We start from the raw sequence: 23,589 nt of genomic DNA, 5'->3' as shown, positions 1-23,589 counted from the left end.
TTGACGTGAACAAGTGGTGGGTTCCAGCTATTACAGCTCTGGCATTGCTCAACGGTTGCGCCAGTGTGCAGCGCGGCTCCATTCCCGTCGTGGACTCCGGCACCGCCGTGTCCAACAGTGAGCGGATCTCCGCTTCCGGAGGCTTCCGCCAGACGACCATCAAGCGCCCGGCACAAGCCCAGGCTCAGGCTATTCCAGAAGACTCCGGGGTCGTGGTCATGGTCCCGGGTGGTGGTGCAACCGCCTCGGCGCCGATCAGCAGCACCCCCATTACGCCGGGGCCGATCACTCCGGGCCCGGTGGATGGCGCGAACTATCAGTCGGCGCCAATCAGTCAGGGCACTTACAACATGCCTTCGACACCGAGTGGAATTCCTTCGGCGCGCGCCGGTGGCTTGTCTGCCGATGAGCAGTTGGACGGCCCGGTGCTGGCATTGTTGACGACCGCTCAGCAGCAGCAGTCCGGTGGCGACCTGAACGGTGCCTCCTCCAGTCTCGAGCGTGCGCAGCGAGTGGCGCCCCGTGAGCCGCAGGTGCTCTATCGTCTGGCCCAGGTGCGCATGGCGCAGGGCGACGCACCGCAAGCCGAGCAGTTTGCTCGTCGTGGCCTGAGTTTCGCCAATGGTCGTCCCGACCTTCAGGCGAGCCTGTGGGAATTGATTGCCCAGGCACGTGAGAAGCAGGGTGACGCTGCCGGTGCTGCCCAGGCTCGGCAGAAAGCCCGGGTCTCGCTGTGATGGATGAGCGCTTGCCCCGGATCGCCGAACAACTGTTGCTGATCGAGCGCGAGATGAGGGCTCAAGAGCTGTGGGATGAGGCTGCACCCAGCACCGAGGCCCTTGCCAGCACCGAGCCTTTCGCCGTGGATACCCTGGAATTCGAACAGTGGCTGCAATGGATCTTCCTGCCACGGATGAAAATGATCCTGGAGCAGAATCTACCCCTGCCCAACGCGTCCGGGATCCAGGAAATGGCCGAGATGGTGTTCTCCGCTCGTTCGATGCAAGGGCGTGATCGTCAACTTCGGGTCTTGCTCAAAGAGTTTGATCAGTTGATCGTCACCACCCGCTGATCCAGGACTGCCAGGTGCCCCTGGCAGTCGTTCTGCATTGTCCCGTGCTGATCACTCATGAGCGATCACGGTCGCTCTTTCCCGCGGATTGCGCATTCTTTCAGTCAAACCCTCTTTGATGAGTTCCGAGCGTTCTGTCGCGTCGGGGGCTGGCTTGCGGCTGCCTTTGCCATGGAGCATTAGAGTTGATCAATAGGTCGATGACTAAAGTCGGGGTTCGCATTTCTGAGTTGCTTGTCGAGGAATGCGCAATTGAAGCGCAGGCAGCTGTCGTTTTTGGGTTTTTTCTTGCGTTCTCATGCGCTTAGTTCGAATTAACTACATAGACGGCTTGACTTGAAGAGGACGAAACAGAAGAATCCAAAGTCCGCTGTAGAGGGACTGCCAGAAGCAGACCCACTCAGCAGATCATGAGGCGCACATCCGCGCCGAAGTGCTACACCCGCAACGCGTTACCTCGCGCTGGGTGGGAAAACCCCGCAACACTTTGGGGGGCTCCCAATACTTGCTCAGTCAGTGCTGACGTAGTCGGCGACCACCGTCGCTCATGCTCTGCTGAGAAGTAAACCTATTAAGACCCGCTCCCTTTTGAGGGCGGTATTCTGGCGTTTTAGAGGTGAACAACGTGGAGCTTTTATCTGGCGGTGACATGCTCGTCCGCTTTTTGCGTGACGAAGGCGTCAAGTATATCTACGGGTACCCGGGTGGTGCTCTCCTGCATGTTTACGATGCCCTGTTCAAAGAGCCGGAAGTGACCCACATCCTGGTTCGCCACGAACAAGCGGCAACCCATATGGCTGACGGCTACGCCCGTGCCACCGGTAAAGCCGGTGTGGTACTGGTGACTTCCGGCCCGGGCGCGACCAATGCCATTACCGGCATTGCCACCGCCTATATGGATTCGATTCCAATGGTGATCATTTCCGGTCAGGTGCCCAGCACCATGGTCGGCACCGATGCGTTCCAGGAAACCGACATGATCGGTATCTCCCGGCCGATCGTGAAGCACAGCTTCATGATCAAGCACGCTTCGGAAATCCCGGAAGTCATGAAGAAGGCGTTCTACCTGGCGCAATCCGGTCGTCCTGGCCCTGTCGTGGTCGATATTCCCAAGGACATGACCAACCCGGCTGAAAAGTTCGAATACGTTTTTCCCAAGAAAGCCAAGCTGCGCTCCTACAGCCCAGCTGTTCGCGGTCACTCCGGGCAAATTCGCAAGGCAGCAGAAATGCTCCTGGCGGCCAAGCGTCCTGTGCTTTATGCAGGCGGCGGCGTGATCCTCGGTGGCGGCTCCGCACCGCTGACCGAACTGGCCAAGATGCTCAATCTGCCAGTGACCAACACCCTGATGGGCCTGGGCGCCTACCCGGGCACCGATCGCCAGTTCGTCGGCATGCTGGGTATGCACGGCAGTTACACCGCCAACCTGACCATGCACCATGCCGATGTGATCCTGGCCGTGGGTGCGCGCTTCGATGACCGGGTGATCAACGGTGCACCGAAGTTCTGCCCGAACGCCAAGATCATCCATGTCGACATCGACCCGGCCTCCATCTCCAAGACCATCAAGGCCGACGTGCCGATCGTGGGTCCGGTGGAGAGCGTGCTGACCGAAATGGTTGCGGCCCTCAAGGAGATCGGCGAAACCCCGAACAAGGACACGGTCGCCAGCTGGTGGAAGCAGATCGACGAGTGGCGCGGTGATCGCGGCCTGTTCCCGTACGACAAGGGCGACGGCAGCATCATCAAGCCACAGACCGTGATCGAGACCCTGTGCGAAGTGACCAGGGGCGATGCCTATGTCACCTCCGACGTGGGGCAGCATCAGATGTTCGCGGCGCAGTACTACAAGTTCAACAAGCCCAATCGCTGGATCAACTCCGGCGGCCTGGGGACCATGGGCTTTGGCTTCCCGGCAGCCATGGGCGTCAAGTTGAGCTTCCCGGAGAGTGATGTCGCCTGCGTTACCGGCGAAGGCAGTATCCAGATGAACATCCAGGAGCTGTCCACCTGCCTGCAGTACGATCTGCCGGTCAAGATCATCAACCTGAACAACGGTGTGCTGGGCATGGTGCGCCAATGGCAGGACATGAGCTATGGCAGCCGCCACTCGCATTCCTACATGGAATCGCTGCCTGACTTCGTCAAGCTGGTCGAGGCCTATGGTCATGTGGGCATGCGTATCACGGATCTGAAGGATCTGAAGCCGAAGATGGAAGAAGCGTTCGCGATGAAGGATCGCCTGGTGTTCCTCGATATCCAGGTCGACACCAGCGAGCACGTCTATCCGATGCAGATCAAAGACGGCTCCATGCGCGATATGTGGCTGAGCAAGACGGAGCGTACTTAACATGCGGCACATTATCTCCCTGCTTCTGGAAAACGAACCGGGCGCCTTGTCCCGTGTTGTAGGCCTGTTCTCGCAACGTAACTACAACATCGAAAGCCTGACTGTGGCGCCGACCGAAGATCCGACCCTGTCGCGTCTGACCCTCACCACTGTCGGTCACGACGAGATCATCGAGCAGATCACCAAGAACCTGAACAAGCTGGTCGAAGTGGTGAAATTGGTGGACCTGTCGGAAAGTGCTCACATCGAGCGCGAGCTGATGTTGGTCAAGATCAAGGCCACCGGCGCCCAGCGTGCCGAGGTCAAGCGCACCACCGATATTTACCGTGGGCAGATCGTTGATGTCAGCGCCAGCGTGTATACCGTGCAACTGACCGGTACCAGCGACAAGCTCGACAGCTTCATTCAATCGATCGGCACCGCATCGATTCTGGAAACCGTACGCAGTGGTGTCACCGGGATTGCCCGTGGCGACAAAGTACTGAGCATCTAACTCAAATTAGCCAATGGCCGGAACGGCCTGATATAGGGGAAATTCATGAAAGTTTTCTACGATAAAGACTGCGACCTGTCGATCATCCAAGGCAAGAAAGTTGCCATCATCGGCTACGGTTCCCAGGGCCACGCTCAAGCCTGCAACCTGAAAGACTCTGGCGTCGACGTAACTGTCGGCCTGCGTAAGGGCTCGGCTACCGTTGCCAAGGCTGAAGCCCACGGCCTGAAAGTGACCGACGTTGCCGCAGCCGTTGCCGGCGCCGACCTGGTCATGATCCTGACCCCGGACGAGTTCCAGTCCCAGCTGTACAAGAATGAAATCGAGCCGAACATCAAGAAGGGCGCCACCCTGGCCTTCTCCCACGGCTTCGCGATCCACTACAACCAGGTTGTGCCACGTGCCGACCTCGACGTGATCATGATCGCGCCGAAGGCCCCGGGCCATACCGTGCGCTCCGAGTTCGTCAAGGGCGGCGGTATCCCTGACCTGATCGCGATCTACCAGGACGCTTCCGGCAACGCCAAGAACGTTGCCCTGTCCTACGCCGCAGGCGTCGGCGGCGGCCGTACCGGCATCATCGAAACCACCTTCAAGGACGAGACTGAAACCGACCTGTTCGGCGAGCAGGCTGTTCTGTGCGGCGGTACCGTTGAGCTGGTCAAGGCCGGTTTTGAGACCCTGGTTGAAGCGGGCTACGCGCCAGAAATGGCCTACTTCGAGTGCCTGCACGAACTGAAGCTGATCGTTGACCTCATGTACGAAGGCGGTATCGCCAACATGAACTACTCGATCTCCAACAACGCCGAGTACGGCGAGTACGTGACCGGCCCTGAAGTCATCAACGCCGAATCCCGTCAGGCCATGCGCAACGCTCTGAAGCGCATCCAGGACGGCGAATACGCCAAGATGTTCATCAGCGAAGGTGCTACCGGCTACCCATCGATGACCGCCAAGCGTCGTAACAACGCCGCTCACGGTATCGAAATCATCGGCGAGCAACTGCGTTCGATGATGCCGTGGATCGGTGCCAACAAGATCGTCGACAAAGCCAAGAACTAAGTTCGAGTCTTGTCAGGGAAAACGCGGCCTAGGCCGCGTTTTTTCGTTTGGACGGATAGGTTCTGGTATAAAGCTGGATCCTTTGTGGCCGAATCGCGGTCCTGGGTATCTGTCGAAACTTTTCACACCGTTGCAAGGTATTGTCCATGAGCGAACGTCCCGAAGAGCCAAACCAGGCCTCTGACGCCGAAAGCCTGCTACCGATCGATGAGCATGTCGAAGAAGGGCATGACGCTGAAGGCCGTAAAGTCCGGCATCGTGGTATCTATCTTCTGCCGAATCTGTTCACCACTGCGAACCTGTTCGCAGGCTTCTATTCCATCATCAGTTCCATGAGCGCCCAGAGTGCGATGAGCGCCGGAGATGCGGCGGGGGCGAGCAAGTACTTCGCCTTTGCGGCCATTGCCATTTTTGTCGCCATGGTGCTCGACGGGTTGGACGGGCGCGTAGCCCGGATGACCAACACTCAAAGTGCATTCGGCGCCGAGTACGACTCGCTGTCGGATATGGTTGCCTTCGGCGTAGCGCCGGCGTTGCTGGCCTTCGGCTGGGCGCTGGGAGACATGGGCAAGGTGGGCTGGATGGTCGCCTTCATCTATGTGGCAGGTGCCGCCCTGCGTCTGGCGCGTTTCAATACCCAGGTCGGTACGGCGGACAAGCGCTACTTCATCGGCCTGGCCAGTCCCGCGGCTGCAGGTGTGGTGGCGGGTATCGTCTGGGCCTTCAGCGATTACGGGATCCAGGGCTCGAAGATGTCCTTCCTGGTGGCCTTGATGGTGGCGGCTGCCGGCATGCTGATGGTCAGCAACATCAAGTACAACAGCTTCAAGGACCTGGACCTGAAAGGTCGCGTGCCTTTTGTGGCGATCCTGGCGGTGGTGCTGGTGTTCGCCGTGGTGTTCAGCGATCCGCCGCGTATCCTGCTGTTGGTGTTCCTTGCGTACGCAGCTTCCGGCCCGATTCAGTACCTGTTGCACCTTCGTCGCCGCAAAAGCGTCGAGTGATGTAATTTCCCCCATACTCCGCAGTCTATTGGTGCATCTGTCCTCCAATACTGCGGAGTTGCCATGCTGTTCAAATTCCCCAAGGCATCGGATTCGAAAGAGTCGGATGTCACGCCAGAATCCCTCTATATCTCTCGTCGCCAGCTTCTAGGCGCAACAGCGGCAGGTGTCGCGCTGTCGGGCTTGCCTCGTTGGGCCAGTGCAGATGTTGCTGGTCAATACGCGGAGGTCGAGCCGGGCAGGGCACCTGCGTGGTTTGCTGACAAGTTGCCGAGTACCCGTTGGCAGGCCGTTACCGTTCAGGGAGAGGCGATCACTCCTTTCAAGGACGCCACCCATTACAACAACTTCTATGAGTTCGGAACCGACAAAGGTGATCCCGCTGCCAATGCGGGGGCGCTGAAAACCGAGCCCTGGAGTGTGGTGGTGGATGGTGAAGTGGGGAAGCCGGGCCGTTACGCCCTGGAAGACTTCATGAAGCCTTACCAGTTGGAGGAGCGTATCTATCGATTGCGCTGTGTGGAGGCTTGGTCGATGGTGATTCCATGGATTGGCTTTCCGATTTCTGCATTGCTCAAGCAGGTGGAGCCGACGTCAAAGGCCAAGTACATTCGTTTTGAAACCTTGCAGGATCCCAAGAGCATGCCAGGCCAGCGCTCGGGTTTTGCCTTGATCGACTGGCCCTATGTGGAAGGGTTGCGTCTTGATGAGGCGATGAACCCCTTGGCGATCATGGCGGTGGGTATGTATGGGCGTGAGTTGCCCAATCAAAATGGTGCGCCGCTGCGTTTGGTCGTGCCTTGGAAGTACGGTTTCAAAAGCGTGAAGTCCATTGTCCGTATCAGCCTGGTTAGCGAGCAGCCAAAAACGACCTGGCAGAGCATTGCGGCCAACGAGTATGGTTTTTACGCAAATGTGAACCCTACTGTCGATCATCCACGCTGGACCCAGGCACGTGAGCGGCGGCTGCCGAGCGGTCTGTTCAGTCCCAATGTGCGGGAAACGCAGATGTTCAATGGCTACTCCGATGAAGTCGCTGCTTTATATAGCGGCATGGATTTGCGGAAGAACTACTGATGCGTTATCCGTTTTGGCGTGTAGGCGTCTTTCTTGCCGCAGCTGCCTTGCCGCTGTATTGGCTGTATGAAGCTTGGGCACAGGCCCTGGGGCCAGACCCAGGCAAGGTGATGGTTGATCGCTTGGGATTGGGGGCGTTGGTGTTGCTCCTGATCACTTTGGGCATGACGCCATTGCAGAAGCTTACGGGGTGGCCGGTCTGGATTGCACTGCGTCGGCAATTGGGCTTGTGGTGCTTCGCTTATGTGGTGCTGCACCTGAGTGCCTACGGGGTGTTCATTCTGGGGTTGGACTGGTCACAGCTGGGTGTGGAGTTGCGCAAGCGGCCTTACATCCTTGTTGGCAGTCTGGGCTTCCTCTTGTTATTGGTCCTGGCGCTGACATCCAATCGCTATAGCCAGCGTCACCTGGGGGCGCGATGGAAGAAGCTGCATCGTTTGGTCTATGTCGTCCTGGGATTGGGATTGCTGCATATGCTGTGGATCGTCCGCGCAGATCTGAAGGAGTGGGCGGTCTATGCCTTTATAGGTGGGATGTTACTGCTGCTGCGTGTGCCTCCGGTGATGCGTCGAATTCCCCGTTTAATTGCGCGAAAAGCATCTTCTGCAACAAAAGCGTAATTAAGGGTTGACGGCAGATTCTACAGGTCTATAATTCGCCCCACTTCCGGCGCAGTCGAAACGGAAAACTCCTTGAAACTCAACGAGTTATGCAGTTTTCGACAGCGGTTACGCTTCAGTTCATCGAAGCCAGAAGCAGTTAATAAGGCAGTGTGTTTTCGCCCTATTAACGATTCGATCCTCTCGGTCGAAAGCGGTGAAAAAGAGGTGTTGACAGCAGCGTGTAACGCTGTAGAATTCGCCTCCCGCTAACGAGAGATCGGAAGCGCAAGTGGTTGAAGTTGTTAAGGATTTCCAAGCGAAACTTTGAAAACTTCTTAAAAAATCACTTGACAGCAAATGAGGCTGCTGTAGAATGCGCGCCTCGGTTGAGACGAAAGATCTTAACCAACCGCTCTTTAACAACTGAATCAAGCAATTCGTGTGGGTGCTTGTGGAGTCAGACTGATAGTCAAAAAGATTATCAGCATCACAAGTTACTCCGCGAGAAATCAAAGATGTAACCAACGATTGCTGAGCCAAGTTTAGGGTTTTCTCAAAACCCAAAGATGTTTGAACTGAAGAGTTTGATCATGGCTCAGATTGAACGCTGGCGGCAGGCCTAACACATGCAAGTCGAGCGGCAGCACGGGTACTTGTACCTGGTGGCGAGCGGCGGACGGGTGAGTAATGCCTAGGAATCTGCCTAGTAGTGGGGGATAACGTCCGGAAACGGGCGCTAATACCGCATACGTCCTACGGGAGAAAGTGGGGGATCTTCGGACCTCACGCTATTAGATGAGCCTAGGTCGGATTAGCTAGTTGGTGAGGTAATGGCTCACCAAGGCTACGATCCGTAACTGGTCTGAGAGGATGATCAGTCACACTGGAACTGAGACACGGTCCAGACTCCTACGGGAGGCAGCAGTGGGGAATATTGGACAATGGGCGAAAGCCTGATCCAGCCATGCCGCGTGTGTGAAGAAGGTCTTCGGATTGTAAAGCACTTTAAGTTGGGAGGAAGGGCAGTTACCTAATACGTGATTGTTTTGACGTTACCGACAGAATAAGCACCGGCTAACTCTGTGCCAGCAGCCGCGGTAATACAGAGGGTGCAAGCGTTAATCGGAATTACTGGGCGTAAAGCGCGCGTAGGTGGTTTGTTAAGTTGGATGTGAAAGCCCCGGGCTCAACCTGGGAACTGCATCCAAAACTGGCAAGCTAGAGTATGGTAGAGGGTGGTGGAATTTCCTGTGTAGCGGTGAAATGCGTAGATATAGGAAGGAACACCAGTGGCGAAGGCGACCACCTGGACTGATACTGACACTGAGGTGCGAAAGCGTGGGGAGCAAACAGGATTAGATACCCTGGTAGTCCACGCCGTAAACGATGTCAACTAGCCGTTGGGAGCCTTGAGCTCTTAGTGGCGCAGCTAACGCATTAAGTTGACCGCCTGGGGAGTACGGCCGCAAGGTTAAAACTCAAATGAATTGACGGGGGCCCGCACAAGCGGTGGAGCATGTGGTTTAATTCGAAGCAACGCGAAGAACCTTACCAGGCCTTGACATCCAATGAACTTTCTAGAGATAGATTGGTGCCTTCGGGAACATTGAGACAGGTGCTGCATGGCTGTCGTCAGCTCGTGTCGTGAGATGTTGGGTTAAGTCCCGTAACGAGCGCAACCCTTGTCCTTAGTTACCAGCACGTTATGGTGGGCACTCTAAGGAGACTGCCGGTGACAAACCGGAGGAAGGTGGGGATGACGTCAAGTCATCATGGCCCTTACGGCCTGGGCTACACACGTGCTACAATGGTCGGTACAAAGGGTTGCCAAGCCGCGAGGTGGAGCTAATCCCATAAAACCGATCGTAGTCCGGATCGCAGTCTGCAACTCGACTGCGTGAAGTCGGAATCGCTAGTAATCGCGAATCAGAATGTCGCGGTGAATACGTTCCCGGGCCTTGTACACACCGCCCGTCACACCATGGGAGTGGGTTGCACCAGAAGTAGCTAGTCTAACCTTCGGGAGGACGGTTACCACGGTGTGATTCATGACTGGGGTGAAGTCGTAACAAGGTAGCCGTAGGGGAACCTGCGGCTGGATCACCTCCTTAATCGACGACATCAGCTGCTCCATAAGTTCCCACACGAATTGCTTGATTCATTGAAGAAGACGATAGAAGCAGCTTTAAGCTCCAAGCTGATAGCTCCAAGCTAACAGTTACAAGCTCGAAATTGGGTCTGTAGCTCAGTTGGTTAGAGCGCACCCCTGATAAGGGTGAGGTCGGCAGTTCGAATCTGCCCAGACCCACCAATTTTGTTATGGGGCCATAGCTCAGCTGGGAGAGCGCCTGCCTTGCACGCAGGAGGTCAGCGGTTCGATCCCGCTTGGCTCCACCATAAACTGCTTCTGAAAGCTTAGAAATGAGCATTCATTTTGAATGTTGATTTCTAGTCTTTTGATTAGATCGTTCTTTAAAAATTTGGGTATGTGATAGAAAGATAGACTGAACGTTACTTTCACTGGTAACGGATCAGGCTAAGGTAAAATTTGTGAGTTCTCTTTTAATTAAGAATGCAAATTTTCGGCGAATGTCGTCTTCATAGTATAACCAGATTGCTTGGGGTTATATGGTCAAGTGAAGAAGCGCATACGGTGGATGCCTTGGCAGTCAGAGGCGATGAAAGACGTGGTAGCCTGCGAAAAGCTTCGGGGAGTCGGCAAACAGACTTTGATCCGGAGATGTCTGAATGGGGGAACCCAGCCATCATAAGATGGTTATCTTGTACTGAATACATAGGTGCAAGAGGCGAACCAGGGGAACTGAAACATCTAAGTACCCTGAGGAAAAGAAATCAACCGAGATTCCCTTAGTAGTGGCGAGCGAACGGGGACTAGCCCTTAAGTGGCTTTGAGATTAGCGGAACGCTCTGGAAAGTGCGGCCATAGTGGGTGATAGCCCTGTACGCGAAAATCTCTTAGTCATGAAATCGAGTAGGACGGGGCACGAGAAACCTTGTCTGAATATGGGGGGACCATCCTCCAAGGCTAAATACTACTGACTGACCGATAGTGAACTAGTACCGTGAGGGAAAGGCGAAAAGAACCCCGGAGAGGGGAGTGAAATAGATCCTGAAACCGTATGCGTACAAGCAGTGGGAGCAGACTTTGTTCTGTGACTGCGTACCTTTTGTATAATGGGTCAGCGACTTATTTTCAGTGGCGAGCTTAACCGAATAGGGGAGGCGTAGCGAAAGCGAGTCTTAATAGGGCGTCTAGTCGCTGGGAATAGACCCGAAACCGGGCGATCTATCCATGGGCAGGTTGAAGGTTAGGTAACACTGACTGGAGGACCGAACCGACTACCGTTGAAAAGTTAGCGGATGACCTGTGGATCGGAGTGAAAGGCTAATCAAGCTCGGAGATAGCTGGTTCTCCTCGAAAGCTATTTAGGTAGCGCCTCATGTATCACTGTAGGGGGTAGAGCACTGTTTCGGCTAGGGGGTCATCCCGACTTACCAAACCGATGCAAACTCCGAATACCTACAAGTGCCGAGCATGGGAGACACACGGCGGGTGCTAACGTCCGTCGTGAAAAGGGAAACAACCCAGACCGTCAGCTAAGGTCCCAAAGTTATGGTTAAGTGGGAAACGATGTGGGAAGGCTTAGACAGCTAGGAGGTTGGCTTAGAAGCAGCCACCCTTTAAAGAAAGCGTAATAGCTCACTAGTCGAGTCGGCCTGCGCGGAAGATGTAACGGGGCTCAAACCATACACCGAAGCTACGGGTATCACGTAAGTGATGCGGTAGAGGAGCGTTCTGTAAGCCTGTGAAGGTGAGTTGAGAAGCTTGCTGGAGGTATCAGAAGTGCGAATGCTGACATGAGTAACGACAATGGGTGTGAAAAACACCCACGCCGAAAGACCAAGGTTTCCTGCGCAACGTTAATCGACGCAGGGTTAGTCGGTCCCTAAGGCGAGGCTGAAAAGCGTAGTCGATGGAAAACAGGTTAATATTCCTGTACTTCTAGTTATTGCGATGGAGGGACGGAGAAGGCTAGGCCAGCTTGGCGTTGGTTGTCCAAGTTTAAGGTGGTAGGCTGGAATCTTAGGTAAATCCGGGATTCTAAGGCCGAGAGCTGATGACGAGTTACCTTTTAGGTGACGAAGTGGTTGATGCCATGCTTCCAAGAAAAGCTTCTAAGCTTCAGATAACTAGGAACCGTACCCCAAACCGACACAGGTGGTTGGGTAGAGAATACCAAGGCGCTTGAGAGAACTCGGGTGAAGGAACTAGGCAAAATGGCACCGTAACTTCGGGAGAAGGTGCGCCGGTGAGGGTGAAGGACTTGCTCCGTAAGCTCATGCCGGTCGAAGATACCAGGCCGCTGCGACTGTTTATTAAAAACACAGCACTCTGCAAACACGAAAGTGGACGTATAGGGTGTGACGCCTGCCCGGTGCCGGAAGGTTAATTGATGGGGTTAGCTAACGCGAAGCTCTTGATCGAAGCCCCGGTAAACGGCGGCCGTAACTATAACGGTCCTAAGGTAGCGAAATTCCTTGTCGGGTAAGTTCCGACCTGCACGAATGGCGTAACGATGGCGGCGCTGTCTCCACCCGAGACTCAGTGAAATTGAAATCGCTGTGAAGATGCAGTGTATCCGCGGCTAGACGGAAAGACCCCGTGAACCTTTACTATAGCTTTGCACTGGACTTTGAATTTGCTTGTGTAGGATAGGTGGGAGGCTTTGAAGCGTGGACGCCAGTCTGCGTGGAGCCATCCTTGAAATACCACCCTGGCAACTTTGAGGTTCTAACTCAGGTCCGTTATCCGGATCGAGGACAGTGTATGGTGGGTAGTTTGACTGGGGCGGTCTCCTCCTAAAGAGTAACGGAGGAGTACGAAGGTGCGCTCAGACCGGTCGGAAATCGGTCGTAGAGTATAAAGGCAAAAGCGCGCTTGACTGCGAGACAGACACGTCGAGCAGGTACGAAAGTAGGTCTTAGTGATCCGGTGGTTCTGTATGGAAGGGCCATCGCTCAACGGATAAAAGGTACTCCGGGGATAACAGGCTGATACCGCCCAAGAGTTCATATCGACGGCGGTGTTTGGCACCTCGATGTCGGCTCATCACATCCTGGGGCTGAAGCCGGTCCCAAGGGTATGGCTGTTCGCCATTTAAAGTGGTACGCGAGCTGGGTTTAGAACGTCGTGAGACAGTTCGGTCCCTATCTGCCGTGGACGTTTGAGATTTGAGAGGGGCTGCTCCTAGTACGAGAGGACCGGAGTGGACGAACCTCTGGTGTTCCGGTTGTCACGCCAGTGGCATTGCCGGGTAGCTATGTTCGGAAAAGATAACCGCTGAAAGCATCTAAGCGGGAAACTTGCCTCAAGATGAGATCTCACTGGGATCTTGAATCCCCTAAAGGGCCGTCGAAGACTACGACGTTGATAGGTTGGGTGTGTAAGCGCTGTGAGGCGTTGAGCTAACCAATACTAATTGCCCGTGAGGCTTGACCATATAACACCCAAGCAATTTGCTTAGAAGCGAATTGCGGTGTGTGAAGACGAAACGAACCGAAAGTTTGCAAACACACAAAGCTATTACATACCCAATTTGCTGATACGTCGAAAGACGGCTCAGTACCCGAATTTCTTGACGACCATAGAGCGTTGGAACCACCTGATCCCATCCCGAACTCAGAAGTGAAACGATGCATCGCCGATGGTAGTGTGGGGTTTCCCCATGTGAGAGTAGGTCATCGTCAAGATTAAATTCCGAAACCCCAATTGCGAAAGCAGTTGGGGTTTTGTTTTTGTCCAAAGAAAATTTGCTCTTATTCGCAAACAAATTTGCACAGTTATTTTCGAATTGGAACACTAGAATAGCCGCTACTTTCTCCACCTCCAGAGCCCTCTATGCCAGATCCGGTTGACGCCCCCGGGTTGTCAGAATTACCACTGGACGACCTGGTTGCCTGCCATGAGTGCGACTTGCTGATGCGCAAGCCCAGGCTCGCCCACGGTGAGAAAGCCCAGTGCCCGCGCTGCGGCTACGAGTTGTACGCGCATCGGCATAATGTTGTCGAACGCAGCCTGGCGTTGGTGATTGCTGCCTTGTTGTTGTTTGTACCGGCGAACTTTCTTCCCATCATGCAGCTCAATCTACTGGGACAGTCTTCCGAAGATACGGTCTGGAGTGGCGTGCAAGGCCTGTTCGATACCGGAATGGAAGGCGTGGCGCTGGTGGTGTTCCTGTGCAGCATGGGGATCCCGCTGCTCAAGCTGGTTTGCCAGTTGCTGGTCCTGCTGAGCATCCGCTGGGACATAGGTCGCAGCTACGGTCTGCTGCTGTACCGCATTTATCACCATCTGCGTGACTGGGGCATGCTCGAGGTCTATCTGATGGGGGTGCTGGTGGCCATCGTCAAGCTGGCCGATATGGCGTCCATCACTGTAGGCCTCGGGCTGGTGTGTTTTGTCAGTCTGTTGCTGGTGCAAGTCTGGCTGGAAGTGGTGATGTCGCCTCACCAGATCTGGCAGGCGTTATCGGGAGAGGACGTACATGCGGGCGATTGATGCAGATATTCTGATTTGTACCGAATGCCATGAGTTGAATCGGCGAGAAGCTGACAGCGACGGACAGACCTGCACTCGCTGTGGAGCCATGGTTCACCCCCGTCGCCCCAACAGCATCCTGCGGACCTGGGCGTTGCTGCTTACCGCTGCCATTCTCTATATCCCGGCCAACCTCCTGCCGATCATGACCGTCAGTTCCCTGGGCCAGGGTGACCCCAGCACCATTATGTCGGGTGTCATCCAGTTGGTGCAGCACGGCATGCTTCCGATCGCCGCGGTGGTGTTTGTCGCCAGTATTCTGGTCCCCACCTTCAAGCTGGTGGGCATCGCCCTGTTGCTGTTCTCCGTTCAGCGGCACCAGCCGCTATCGGCGCGGCAGCGCATCATCATGTACCGCTTCATCGAGTTCATCGGCCGTTGGTCGATGCTGGACATCTTTGTCATCGCCATCCTGGTGGCCGTGGTCAACTTTGGACGCTTGGCCAGCATTGAAGCCAATCTCGGTGCCGTAGCCTTTGCCAGTGTGGTGATCCTGACCATGCTGGCTGCAGTAACTTTCGATCCCCGACTGATCTGGGACAACACGGAGTCGGACGACGACCATGAGTGATTTGCCTACCGCCAAAACCCGACCGGCCTCCAATTGGTCGGCCATCTGGGTCCTGCCCCTGATTGCGTTGATCATCGGAGGCTGGCTGGGCTGGCGTGCCTACAGCCAGACCGGCATCGAGATTCAGTTGCGCTTTGAAAGCGGCGAAGGGATCCAGGCCAACAAGACCGAAGTGGTCTACAAAGGCATGCCGGTGGGCAAGGTCAAGACCCTGGCCCTGGATGACGAAGGCAACTCCAAGGGGGTGATCGCCACCGTGGAGATGAACAAGGACGTCGAGCAGTACCTGAAGACCAATACACGCTTCTGGCTGGTCAAGCCCAGTGTCAGCCTGGCCGGGATCACCGGTCTGGAAACCCTGGTGTCAGGCAACTATATCGCGGTCAATCCTGGGGACGGGGAGCCGACGCGCAAGTTCAAGGCCCTGGCCGAAGAGCCTCCCTTGTCGGATGCCAAGCCCGGTTTGCACCTGACCATCAAGGCTGAACGACTGGGCTCGTTGAACCGTGGCAGTCCGGTGTTCTACAAGCAGATCCAGGTTGGACAGATCAAGAGCTTCCTGCTCTCTGAAGACCAGAGCACTGTCGAGCTCAAGGTCTATATCGAGCCGACCTATGCCAGCCTGGTGCGCAAACACACACGTTTCTGGAACGCCAGCGGCATCAGCATCGACGCCAACCTGTCCGGTGTGAAAGTGCGCAGCGAATCGCTGTCCAGCATCGTTGCCGGTGGTATCGCCTTCGCCACCCCGGAGAACCGCAAGGATAGCCCGCCTACTGATCCCAGCCTGCCGTTCCGCCTCTACGAAGACTTCGATGCGGCGCAGGCAGGCATCCGGGTCAAGGTGAAGCTCAGTGATTTCGAAGGCTTGCAGGCCGGCCGTACCCCGGTGATGTACAAGGGCATCCAGGTCGGCAGCCTCAAGGCCTTGAAAGTCGATCCCGATCTCTCCAGCGCCACCGCCGAGCTGACCCTTGACCCTCTGGCCGAAGACTACCTGGTCCAGGGTACCCAGTTCTGGACGGTCAAGCCCTCGATCTCCCTGGCTGGTATCACCGGCCTCGAAGCGCTGGTCAAAGGCAACTACATCGCCATTCGCCCCGGCGACAAGGGTGCAGCACCGCAGCGTGAGTTCGAGGCGCGGGCCAAGGCCCCGCCCCTGGACCTGCGTGCCCCGGGCCTGCACATGGTGCTGTTCACCGACAACCTCGGCTCCCTGGAGGTCGGCAGTCCGATTCTCTACAAGCAGGTCAAGGTCGGTTCGGTACAGAGTTACCAGTTCTCCCATACCCGCAAGCAGTTGGTGATCGGCGTCCACATCGAGAAAGAATACGAGGGCCTGGTCAATGGCTCGACGCGCTTCTGGAATGCCAGCGGTATCACCCTGACCGGTGGCCTGACCGGCGGGATTCAGGTCAAGAGTGAATCCTTGCAGAGCCTGATGGCTGGCGGGATAGCCTTCGAGACGCCGCAACCCAATGTGCCGCTGAAAAAACGCATCCCGCGTTTCCGCCTGTTCGCCAACCAGGAAGAAGCGGCGCAGCGAGGCATTCTGCTGAACATCAAGGTCGATCGTGCCGATGGCTTGCGTGCCGGCACCCCGGTGCGCTTCAAGGGCCTGGATGTGGGCAAGCTGGAAGAGGTGACCTTGAGCGCCGACATGCAGTCGGTGATGCTCAAGGCACGGATCACCGAAGTGCCCGAGCGCATCGCCCGGGTTGGCAGCCAGTTCTGGGTGGTCAAGCCGGAACTGGGGTTGATGAAGACCTCGAACCTGGAAACCCTGGTCACAGGCCAGTACATAGAAGTCCAGCCCCCGGTGAAGAACCTGGGCGCGCAAACCAGCTTTGTCGCCTTGGCCCAGCCGCCGCAAGACAGCGTCGAAGAGGCCGGCTTGAGCCTGGTGCTGAGCGCTGCACGACGTGGTTCGCTGAAGGTCGGCGTACCGGTGACCTATCGTGAGGTCGCCGTGGGCAAGGTTACCGGTTACGAGTTGGGGCAGACCGCCGACCGCGTGCTGATCCATATCCTTATCGAACCCAAGTACGCGCCGCTGATTCGTGGTGGCACGCGCTTCTGGAACAGCAGCGGGTTCGGCGTCGACTTCGGCCTGTTCAAGGGGGCCACGGTGCGTACCGAGTCACTGGAGACTCTGATCCAGGGCGGTATTGCCTTCGCTACCCCGGATGGCGAGCGCATGGGCAACCCGGCGCGCCCACAGCAAACGTTCCCGTTGTTCGACAAGTTCGAGGAGGAATGGCTGACCTGGGCACCGAAGATTCCCCTCGGTAAATAGCTGCCGTAACGCCAGCCAATGGCAGTTCAGGGCAGCGCATCGAGCGCCGCTTCATAGGCTCCAACAAAAAAGGCCGCACTCGAAAGAGTGCGGCCTTTGCTTTTCAAACGGCGCGGATCAAACCTCGTCCAGCTCCGCTTCTGCTTCGTCTTGCGCTTCCTCGTTGAGGGTGGCCTTGACCTGATCGTGACGACGGATGTATTTCCAGTCCGCCTCGTCGATGTAGATGCCGTTCGGGCCACTGCCGCCTTCCAGGTCGATGGCCACCTGGGCCGAGACCTGGGGCTTCACACTGGCCAGGATCGGCACGAAGCCCAATTGCAGGCTGGTTTCCAGCAGCGCCGCCTGGTTGCGTTCGTCGATGTCCGCTGCTTCGTCGAGGTAGTAGGGCAGGCGGATGCGCCCGGCCTGGTCGCGGTCCATCAAGTGCAGCAACAGGTACATGTTGGTCAGCGCCTTGATGGTCATGGTGGTGCCGTTGGACGCCGCGCCATCGATGTCGGTGTGGATCACCGGCTGGCCGTTGACCTTGGTGATCTCGAACGCCAGTTCGAACAGGTCCTTCAGGCCCAGCTGGTTGTGGTTGGCTGCCACCAGCCGCGCCAGGTACTCCTTGGCCTCTTCGTTCTTGTTGTCCTGTTCGGCGCTCTGGCTCAGGTCGAACACCGACAGGGTCTCGCCTTCCTCGTACTGGCCGGCGCTGTGGATGATCTGGTCGATGTGCTTGAGGGCTTCCTTGTTCGGCGCCAGGACGATGCGGAAGCTCTGCAGGTTGGACACCTGGCGCTTGTTGATCTCGCGGTTGAACAGCACCAGTTGGTGTTCCAGGCTGTCGTAGTCGCTGCGGATATTGCGCAGGGTCCGGGCGATATCGGTGACTGCAGCGCGACGCGCCTTGCCCAGGGTCAGGGCCTCGTCGGTGCGGTGGGCATAGGCGTTGATCAACAGCTGCAGGCGACGCTCGACGTCATCCTCGCTGTCGAATTTGGCCACGCCCTTGAGGCGCACCTGGGCATACAGCGCCTCGATCTGGCCGTCGACCCGCTGCAGGCCCTGCCAGCTGTCCTGGTAGTCGTTGAGCAAGGGCAGCAGGTTGTCCATCGAATCGTCTACCGGGTCCATGAACGGCGTGCCGAATGGCAAGTCCGCCGGCAGCAACTGGCGACGGCGCAGGGCGTCGTCGAGGGTGCGCTGCTTGGCTTCCATGTCGGCGATCTGCCGGCCCACCAGTTGCAGCTTGGCCGACAGTTGCTGGACGCGTTCGGTGAAGGCGTCGCTGGAGCGCTTGAGTTCGTCCTGGGCGGCTTCCATCTGTGCCAGCTGCTCCAGCTTCTCGCCTTCCTCGGCACTCAGGGTCTGGGCGCGGCGGAAGTCTTCCAGGGCTTTCTGCGCATCCAGTACCTGCTGGTACAGGGCTTCGGTCTGGGTCTTGCTCGCGGCGCGGTCGGCGGCCACGGCGGCCTGGGTCTTGAGCTGCTTGAGTTCCTTTTCCAGGCGCTCCTTCTGGTCGCGCAGGGCCGCGCGGTCGGCCAGGGCCTGCAAGGCTGGCGGCTCGATGTGGGAGATGTCGATGGACAGCCCCGGCACTTCGAAACGTTCGCCCTTGAAGCCGTCGAGAATCAGCTCCACCGACTTCACCCACTCGCCGTTGTCGTCCAGGGCGATGCCGTGCTCGCCCAGGGGCAGGCTGAACAGCGCGCTGTTGAACAGGCGCATCAGGCGTTCCACGTCCTGCTGGGAGAATTCCTCCCGCAGCCGGGCATAGCTGTTGTTGTCGGCGTGGTCGAGCTGCTGCTTCACCGACTTCAGGCGTTTTTCCAGGTCCCGCAGGCGTTCTTCCAGGTCTTCGGCGGAGAACTGCCGTGACTGCGCGAGGGCGCCGGCCAGCTCATCGTGGGCATCCTTGGCCGCCAGCAGTTGCTGCTCCAGGACCTTGACGTCGTCCACCAGGGCGAAGCGGTGCTTGAGCACCGACAGCTCGCCGAGCCAGCGCTGGGTGCCGGTGATTTCCCGCTCCAGGCGCATCATTTCCTGGGTGCTGCTGCGCTGGTCGTTCTGCAGCGCATCCTGTTCGTTGCGGTAGTGCTCGGCCTGGATGGTCAGCTCTTCCTTGCGCGCGCCGGCATAGTCCGACCAGGTGCCCAGCAGCGAATCCAGCAGGGGCGACAGGCGGTGCAGCTTGCCACGCAGGATGTCCCGCTGTTTCACACCGTTGGCCAGGGCTTCCACCAGGGGGCCGGCGGACACCAGGGAGTTGTAGTCCTGCTCCATGCGGCGCACGTCGCGGAAGGCTTCGTCGCAAGCGGCAATGTAGTCGACGCTACCGGAGCGCAGGCTGTGCTCGAAGGCGTCGAGGAACAGCTGCTTGAGCTTGGCCGCGGTGATCTCGCGCATGTGCAGCAGGTTGATGAACAGGGCCCGGAAGGTCTTCAGGCTCTGCTCGCTGGTGGAACGCAGCGGAATCAGGGTCAGGTCCAGGGGGATCGAGGTGTGCCCGCCCACCAGCAACCGGCGCAGTTCGTCCGGCTTGAGCTCGTAGGCTTTCAGGCCCTGGCGCTCAAGGTTGGTGAACAGCTCTTTCTGCCGCAGGCAGGTGTCGTCCTTCTGGTAGTGAGCCAGGTCCAGTTGGCCGGCATAGGCGAAGAACTGGTGGCCGAAGCCGCCACCGGGACCACGTCCGGCCACACCGATCACATGGGGGCCGTGAGGCAGCGAGACTTCCACCAGGATGTAGCTGGTATCGGAGGCGAAGTAGAAGCGCCGGGACTGTTCCAGGCTGTACTTGCCGAAGCTCATGTCCGACATGCGCGCCAGGATCGGGAACTGCAGGGCGTTGATCGACGCCGACTTGCCCAGGTTGTTGGCCCCATAGACCGACAGCGGTTCTTCCAGGGGAAACAGCCCGAGGCTGTAGCCGGCGGTATTCAAAAGGGCAAAGCGGCGGATGCCGTAGCGTTCCTTGCTCATGCGTCGAGCTCCTGTTCTTCGGCGATGGCGCGAGCCAAGGCGTCTTCTTCACTTTCTTCGGACTCGTCGAATTCGCTCAGGTCCAGCGGGTCATCGGTCTGCAGCAGTTTCTCGTCACTGTCGTGGTCCACCAGCACCGGCGTCGGCAACGGCAGCACGCTGTGCAGGCTGGCAGCCAGGTCGCGGTCTTGCTGCACCGACAGGCAGACGTCGAGGAAACGGTGCATCGGCGGCAAGAAGCGGTAGATGCCCGGCTCCTCGACGGCAAAGCCCAGCTGGGTCATGCGGCGCATGATCTTTTCTTCCAGCTCTTCCTGGGTCTGCACTTCGGCCTGGATGAACAGGTCGCGGTACTTTTCCAGCATGGACGGCAGTTCGTCACGGCCCAGGCTGCCGCCATCGAGCACGGCGATCGGGTCGCGGCCCTGGTCGGCCAGGTGTTCCACCAGGATGAAGGTGAACAGCGCCAGGCGCTGGGCAGTCTTGTTCACCTGGGCGGCGGCGTTGTCCGGGACGAAGTAGTAGAAACCTCGGGTATCACACACCAGTTCGAAGCCCAGGGCCTTGAACAGGGTGCGGTACTGATCCTGGAAGTTCGACAGTTGGGCATACAGCTCCGGGTCGCGGCGGCTGACGTGGTAACCCTTGAACAGCTCGCGGAAGATCGGCGCCAGCTGGGACAGTTCGGAAAGATCAAGATGCATTGGCGTTGCTCGCAGAATGCTCGGCGGCGTCATCGCGGGCCGAGAGCAGGGCGAAGGAGCGCAGGCTGACCTGGTGCTCCTGGGTGTGGTAGTCGCGGCGTTCGAGGCGCTCGCGCTTGAAGCGTTTTTCCCGGGACAGGCGCGAGAACCAGTACAGCAGTTCGTCGGTGGCACCGTCGGGCTCCTGGTCCAGCAGCCAGCTCATCAGGTCCGGCATTGGCAGGGCGTCTTCGCAGCGCTCGAGCATTTCCCGGACCGTGCGCGGCGCCTTGGGCGCCAGGCCCTTGTGGGTCTTGTGGGCCTTGGGGAAGCGCGCCGGCTTGGGCTCGAAGCGGGCCAGGGCATAGACATAGGCCTCTACCTGGCCGGAGCTGCCGAGGAAGGTGCTCTGCGGACGGGTGAACATTGGCATGGCCGCTTGTGGCACCGCGTCGATGCCCTTGCGCCGGATCGCCGACAGGGCCAGGGCCGCGCCGCGGGTCACGGCGTTGTGCCGGCGGGCTTCCTCGCGCAGCGGCAGCAGCAGTTCCCGGGCATGGCGCAGGGTCAGCTGGGCGCTGGTCTGCATTTCCAGGATCCGCGCGTGGGTGCGCAGCAGCATGTCGTCGTCCACCAGGTGGCCCAGGCGCTGCTGCTCGGTGAGCATGCGCAGCAGGACGTTCTCCACCTTGCGCACGCCCTGTTCGAAGGCGCCGTCGGCGTTCACCAGCTGGATCATCGGCTCGACGTATTCATCCCAGGTGGCCAGCACCTCGGCGTAGCGCTGGCGCAGGGGGATCTGCCGGTCGCTGGTCTTGGCCCGTTCGGCCACGGCCACCAGGGCCTGCTCATCGTTGGCGAGTTTTTTCAGAACATCGCGTACGCGCATGTCCAGCAGCCGCAGCTGGCGCGCCAGGTCGTTGCCGTCGCGCACGTCGAAGGCGTCCTGGATGTACCCGGCCAGACGCTCCAGGTGACGCAGGTAGGCCTCGATCTCCAGGCACAGGCCCAGGCGGTGCTCACGGCGCAGGTAGGCGAGGAAGTCATGGATCTGCGCATTGAGCTCGAAACGGTTCGGGCTTTTCGCCACCGGGACCAGGATGTCCAGGCGTATCCATACGTCCAGCAGTTGGGTGATGTCCTGGGGCGTGCTGTCCAATTGTTGGGCAGCCAGCTGTGAACGCAGTTCGGCAAGACTCAGGGTGCCTTGGTCGAAGTGCTCGCACAGCGGCTCCAGAAGTGCCCAGTGTTCGGCGAGGGCGCGCAAGACGCGCTTGGGTTCGATCATCGGAATGGCCGGCTGGTTGGCAATGAAAAGCGGCGATTGTACTGCATCAGGGGCCCGGCGATTCACCCCTCGGTCCAGTCAGGGGACAGACTGTCGCTTTGGCGCGCAATCAACTGCGGGCGATCTTGCGCGAAGGGCGGTAGAATCCCCACCTCAGTTATCCACAAGTGGCCGACCTTTGCTTATCGAGTCCCGTCGTCGCGCTTATCTGTCCGCCATGCAGGTGGTCAGCTGGCTGCCGCGCAGCGAATTGCCCTTTGCCGCCCCGTCGCGCCCCGAGTTGCTGGCCCTGCCCGAGCCGGTGGTGGAGGCGCCGCCTGCGCCCGTGGCAGAGGCGAAAGCCCCGGCAGCCCCGGTGGCCAAGCCGGGCGAACGGCCGAAAATCGAAGTCCCGCGTCCCTCCGTCACCTCCTCGCGCCTGGCCAGCAAGCCGGCAACCGAGGGTGAAGAGGCCCCGGCACCGGTGGTCAAGGCCCCGGTCGTACCGCCACCGCGCTTTGCCCTGCAACTGCTGCGGGCCGGTCGCTGCCTGCTGCTGGTGGAGTTACCCACAGGCGAAGCTTTCCAGAGCCGCGATCCGGCCTACCTGCTGCTCAAGGACATGCTGCGTGCCGCCGGCCTGCCGGACAGCCCGCAGATCCTCGCCGAACCGGTGCGCTGGCCGATGCTGACCCGGGGCAACCTGGACCAGGGCCCCGAAGCCGCCCGCGATTTCGTCCAGGCATTCGTCGGGGTGCGGATCGAGGAAGAGCCCTGCGTCTGCCTGTGGCTGATCGGCTTGCCGGCGGTGCGTTTTGCCGGCGAAGCCGATGCGCAATCCTACAACCGCGAGCTCCAGGTCGAAGGCCTGGGTTCGGCCTGGGCCTTGCCCGGCCTGGAACTATTAATGGAAGAGCCACAGCGTAAGGCTGATGTCTGGCAAGCCATGCGTCGGCTGATGGCGCGCTGGAAGAGCACTGATGAGTAAAAGTACCAATGAGTGACGCCTTGACCTTCCGCCTGGCCACCGAGGCGGACTTGGAAGCCATCCTGAAAATCGAATATGCGGCGTTCAGTCACCCCTGGACCCGGGGCATCTTCATGGATGCCTTCAAGTCCTATGAAGTCTGGTTGATGTTCGAAGGCAGCCAGCAGGTGGGACACGGCGTCATCCAGGTGATCATCGACGAAGCGCACCTGCTGAACATCACCGTCAAGCCGGAAAGCCAGGGCCGCGGCCTGGGCTTGCGGCTGCTGGAAGAACTGATGAAGCGCGCCTATCAGAAGGACGCCCGGGAGTGCTTCCTGGAAGTGCGCTCCAGCAACCAGAGTGCTTACCGGTTGTACGAGCGCTACGGCTTCAATGAAGTAGGGCGCCGCCGCGACTACTACCCGGCGGTAGGCGGGCGCGAAGACGCCCTGGTCATGGCCTGCACCCTGGTGGATTAAGCCTTAAGGCGCACGCTGGCTGCTGTAGGAGCTGGCTTGCCAGCGAAGGCGCCAATCGGGGTGATGCATGGCTCGAC

Annotated in this window: 16 protein-coding genes, 2 tRNA genes and 3 rRNA genes; 18 read left to right on the top strand and 3 right to left on the bottom strand. The window is 58.4% G+C overall.

All coding sequences use genetic code 11. The features are described 5' to 3' along the window. Positions 1 to 5: 5 nt before the first annotated feature. The 16 genes from ACZ5BO_RS29835 (at position 6) to ACZ5BO_RS29760 (ending at position 17,146) form a co-directional block, all read left to right on the top strand. Positions 6 to 737: a tetratricopeptide repeat protein gene (locus ACZ5BO_RS29835; protein WP_464697259.1), complete on the top strand. Its 732-nt coding sequence runs from the start codon at positions 6 to 8 to the stop codon at positions 735 to 737. After that, on the top strand, positions 737 to 1,072 hold the full coding sequence (locus ACZ5BO_RS29830) for a YqcC family protein (RefSeq protein WP_025131290.1): 336 nt from the start codon (positions 737 to 739) through the stop codon (positions 1,070 to 1,072). Before ACZ5BO_RS29835 ends, ACZ5BO_RS29830 begins: the two co-directional genes overlap by 1 nt. Before the next feature lie 625 nt (positions 1,073 to 1,697). Next, on the top strand, positions 1,698 to 3,422 hold the full coding sequence (locus ACZ5BO_RS29825) for an acetolactate synthase 3 large subunit (protein ID WP_025131291.1): 1,725 nt from the start codon (positions 1,698 to 1,700) through the stop codon (positions 3,420 to 3,422). A 1-nt stretch (position 3,423) separates the two neighbouring features. Beyond that, complete coding sequence (gene ilvN, locus ACZ5BO_RS29820; protein ID WP_011063488.1) at positions 3,424 to 3,915, top strand: acetolactate synthase small subunit; 492 nt, start codon at positions 3,424 to 3,426, stop codon at positions 3,913 to 3,915. 45 nt (positions 3,916 to 3,960) lie between these two features. Then, positions 3,961 to 4,977: a ketol-acid reductoisomerase gene (ilvC, locus tag ACZ5BO_RS29815; RefSeq protein WP_007959661.1), complete on the top strand. Its 1,017-nt coding sequence runs from the start codon at positions 3,961 to 3,963 to the stop codon at positions 4,975 to 4,977. 146 nt (positions 4,978 to 5,123) lie between these two features. After that, on the top strand, positions 5,124 to 5,981 hold the full coding sequence (gene pssA, locus ACZ5BO_RS29810) for a CDP-diacylglycerol--serine O-phosphatidyltransferase (RefSeq protein WP_011063487.1): 858 nt from the start codon (positions 5,124 to 5,126) through the stop codon (positions 5,979 to 5,981). 63 nt (positions 5,982 to 6,044) lie between these two features. Then, positions 6,045 to 7,058: a protein-methionine-sulfoxide reductase catalytic subunit MsrP gene (gene msrP, locus ACZ5BO_RS29805; protein WP_464697258.1), complete on the top strand. Its 1,014-nt coding sequence runs from the start codon at positions 6,045 to 6,047 to the stop codon at positions 7,056 to 7,058. After that, the gene (gene msrQ, locus ACZ5BO_RS29800; RefSeq protein WP_025131293.1) at positions 7,058 to 7,678 is read left to right on the top strand and encodes a protein-methionine-sulfoxide reductase heme-binding subunit MsrQ; all 621 of its coding nucleotides are present in this window, start codon (positions 7,058 to 7,060) and stop codon (positions 7,676 to 7,678) included. Before msrP ends, msrQ begins: the two co-directional genes overlap by 1 nt. 554 nt (positions 7,679 to 8,232) lie before the next feature. After that, positions 8,233 to 9,771: ribosomal RNA gene (locus ACZ5BO_RS29795) — 16S ribosomal RNA — on the top strand. A gap of 123 nt (positions 9,772 to 9,894) precedes the next feature. Next, positions 9,895 to 9,971: transfer RNA gene (locus tag ACZ5BO_RS29790), tRNA-Ile, on the top strand. Between the two features lie 10 nt (positions 9,972 to 9,981). Next, positions 9,982 to 10,057: transfer RNA gene (locus ACZ5BO_RS29785), tRNA-Ala, on the top strand. A 233-nt stretch (positions 10,058 to 10,290) separates the two neighbouring features. Beyond that, positions 10,291 to 13,182: ribosomal RNA gene (locus ACZ5BO_RS29780) — 23S ribosomal RNA — on the top strand. Positions 13,183 to 13,316: 134 nt separating this feature from the next. Continuing rightward, positions 13,317 to 13,432, top strand: a 5S ribosomal RNA gene (rrf, locus tag ACZ5BO_RS29775). Together the 16S, 23S and 5S rRNA genes with 2 tRNA genes alongside form the textbook arrangement of a ribosomal RNA operon. Positions 13,433 to 13,580: 148 nt before the next feature. Further along, positions 13,581 to 14,240, top strand: coding sequence for a paraquat-inducible protein A (locus tag ACZ5BO_RS29770; protein WP_025131750.1), 660 nt, complete (start codon positions 13,581 to 13,583; stop codon positions 14,238 to 14,240). After that, positions 14,227 to 14,850: a paraquat-inducible protein A gene (locus tag ACZ5BO_RS29765; RefSeq protein WP_464697257.1), complete on the top strand. Its 624-nt coding sequence runs from the start codon at positions 14,227 to 14,229 to the stop codon at positions 14,848 to 14,850. The genes ACZ5BO_RS29770 and ACZ5BO_RS29765 overlap by 14 nt, the downstream gene beginning before the upstream one ends. Next, positions 14,843 to 17,146 (top strand): PqiB family protein, encoded by a 2,304-nt coding sequence (locus ACZ5BO_RS29760; protein WP_025131752.1) that lies wholly within the window; start codon positions 14,843 to 14,845, stop codon positions 17,144 to 17,146. Before ACZ5BO_RS29765 ends, ACZ5BO_RS29760 begins: the two co-directional genes overlap by 8 nt. A 117-nt stretch (positions 17,147 to 17,263) precedes the next feature. Here the strand turns inward: ACZ5BO_RS29760 and mksF are convergent, their stop codons facing one another. The 3 genes from mksF to mksB are packed head-to-tail and all read right to left on the bottom strand — an operon-like array spanning position 17,264 to position 22,084. Further along, positions 17,264 to 20,113, bottom strand: coding sequence for an Mks condensin complex protein MksF (mksF, locus tag ACZ5BO_RS29755; RefSeq protein WP_464697256.1), 2,850 nt, complete (start codon positions 20,111 to 20,113; stop codon positions 17,264 to 17,266). Next, complete coding sequence (gene mksE, locus ACZ5BO_RS29750; protein ID WP_025131754.1) at positions 20,110 to 20,817, bottom strand: Mks condensin complex protein MksE; 708 nt, start codon at positions 20,815 to 20,817, stop codon at positions 20,110 to 20,112. Before mksE ends, mksF begins: the two co-directional genes overlap by 4 nt. Next, positions 20,807 to 22,084 (bottom strand): Mks condensin complex protein MksB, encoded by a 1,278-nt coding sequence (gene mksB, locus ACZ5BO_RS29745; RefSeq protein ID WP_043274734.1) that lies wholly within the window; start codon positions 22,082 to 22,084, stop codon positions 20,807 to 20,809. The genes mksE and mksB overlap by 11 nt, the downstream gene beginning before the upstream one ends. A 178-nt stretch (positions 22,085 to 22,262) precedes the next feature. Here mksB and ACZ5BO_RS29740 point away from each other — a divergent pair, with 178 nt between their 5' ends. Both ACZ5BO_RS29740 and rimI read left to right on the top strand, forming a co-directional pair. Then, positions 22,263 to 23,051, top strand: a complete 789-nt coding sequence (locus tag ACZ5BO_RS29740; protein WP_043274727.1) for a hypothetical protein — start codon at positions 22,263 to 22,265, stop codon at positions 23,049 to 23,051. 8 nt (positions 23,052 to 23,059) lie between these two features. Continuing rightward, positions 23,060 to 23,512, top strand: a complete 453-nt coding sequence (rimI, locus tag ACZ5BO_RS29735) for a ribosomal protein S18-alanine N-acetyltransferase (RefSeq protein WP_025131757.1) — start codon at positions 23,060 to 23,062, stop codon at positions 23,510 to 23,512. Positions 23,513 to 23,589: the final 77 nt, after the last annotated feature.

The sequence above is a fragment of the Pseudomonas sp. FFPRI_1 genome (assembly GCF_055384485.1).
This window is presented reverse-complemented; position numbering and strand designations above follow the sequence as displayed.

Coding starts and splice junctions, on each gene's coding strand:
- ACZ5BO_RS29760 (WP_025131752.1), top strand. CDS start 14,843: ATGAGTGATTTGCCTACCGCCAAAACCCGACCGGCCTCCAATTGGTCG.
- ilvN (WP_011063488.1), top strand. CDS start 3,424: ATGCGGCACATTATCTCCCTGCTTCTGGAAAACGAACCGGGCGCCTTG.
- mksB (WP_043274734.1), bottom strand. CDS start 22,084: ATGATCGAACCCAAGCGCGTCTTGCGCGCCCTCGCCGAACACTGGGCA.
- ilvC (WP_007959661.1), top strand. CDS start 3,961: ATGAAAGTTTTCTACGATAAAGACTGCGACCTGTCGATCATCCAAGGC.
- msrP (WP_464697258.1), top strand. CDS start 6,045: ATGCTGTTCAAATTCCCCAAGGCATCGGATTCGAAAGAGTCGGATGTC.
- pssA (WP_011063487.1), top strand. CDS start 5,124: ATGAGCGAACGTCCCGAAGAGCCAAACCAGGCCTCTGACGCCGAAAGC.
- mksF (WP_464697256.1), bottom strand. CDS start 20,113: ATGAGCAAGGAACGCTACGGCATCCGCCGCTTTGCCCTTTTGAATACC.
- msrQ (WP_025131293.1), top strand. CDS start 7,058: ATGCGTTATCCGTTTTGGCGTGTAGGCGTCTTTCTTGCCGCAGCTGCC.
- ACZ5BO_RS29830 (WP_025131290.1), top strand. CDS start 737: ATGGATGAGCGCTTGCCCCGGATCGCCGAACAACTGTTGCTGATCGAG.
- ACZ5BO_RS29765 (WP_464697257.1), top strand. CDS start 14,227: ATGCGGGCGATTGATGCAGATATTCTGATTTGTACCGAATGCCATGAG.
- rimI (WP_025131757.1), top strand. CDS start 23,060: ATGAGTGACGCCTTGACCTTCCGCCTGGCCACCGAGGCGGACTTGGAA.
- ACZ5BO_RS29770 (WP_025131750.1), top strand. CDS start 13,581: ATGCCAGATCCGGTTGACGCCCCCGGGTTGTCAGAATTACCACTGGAC.
- mksE (WP_025131754.1), bottom strand. CDS start 20,817: ATGCATCTTGATCTTTCCGAACTGTCCCAGCTGGCGCCGATCTTCCGC.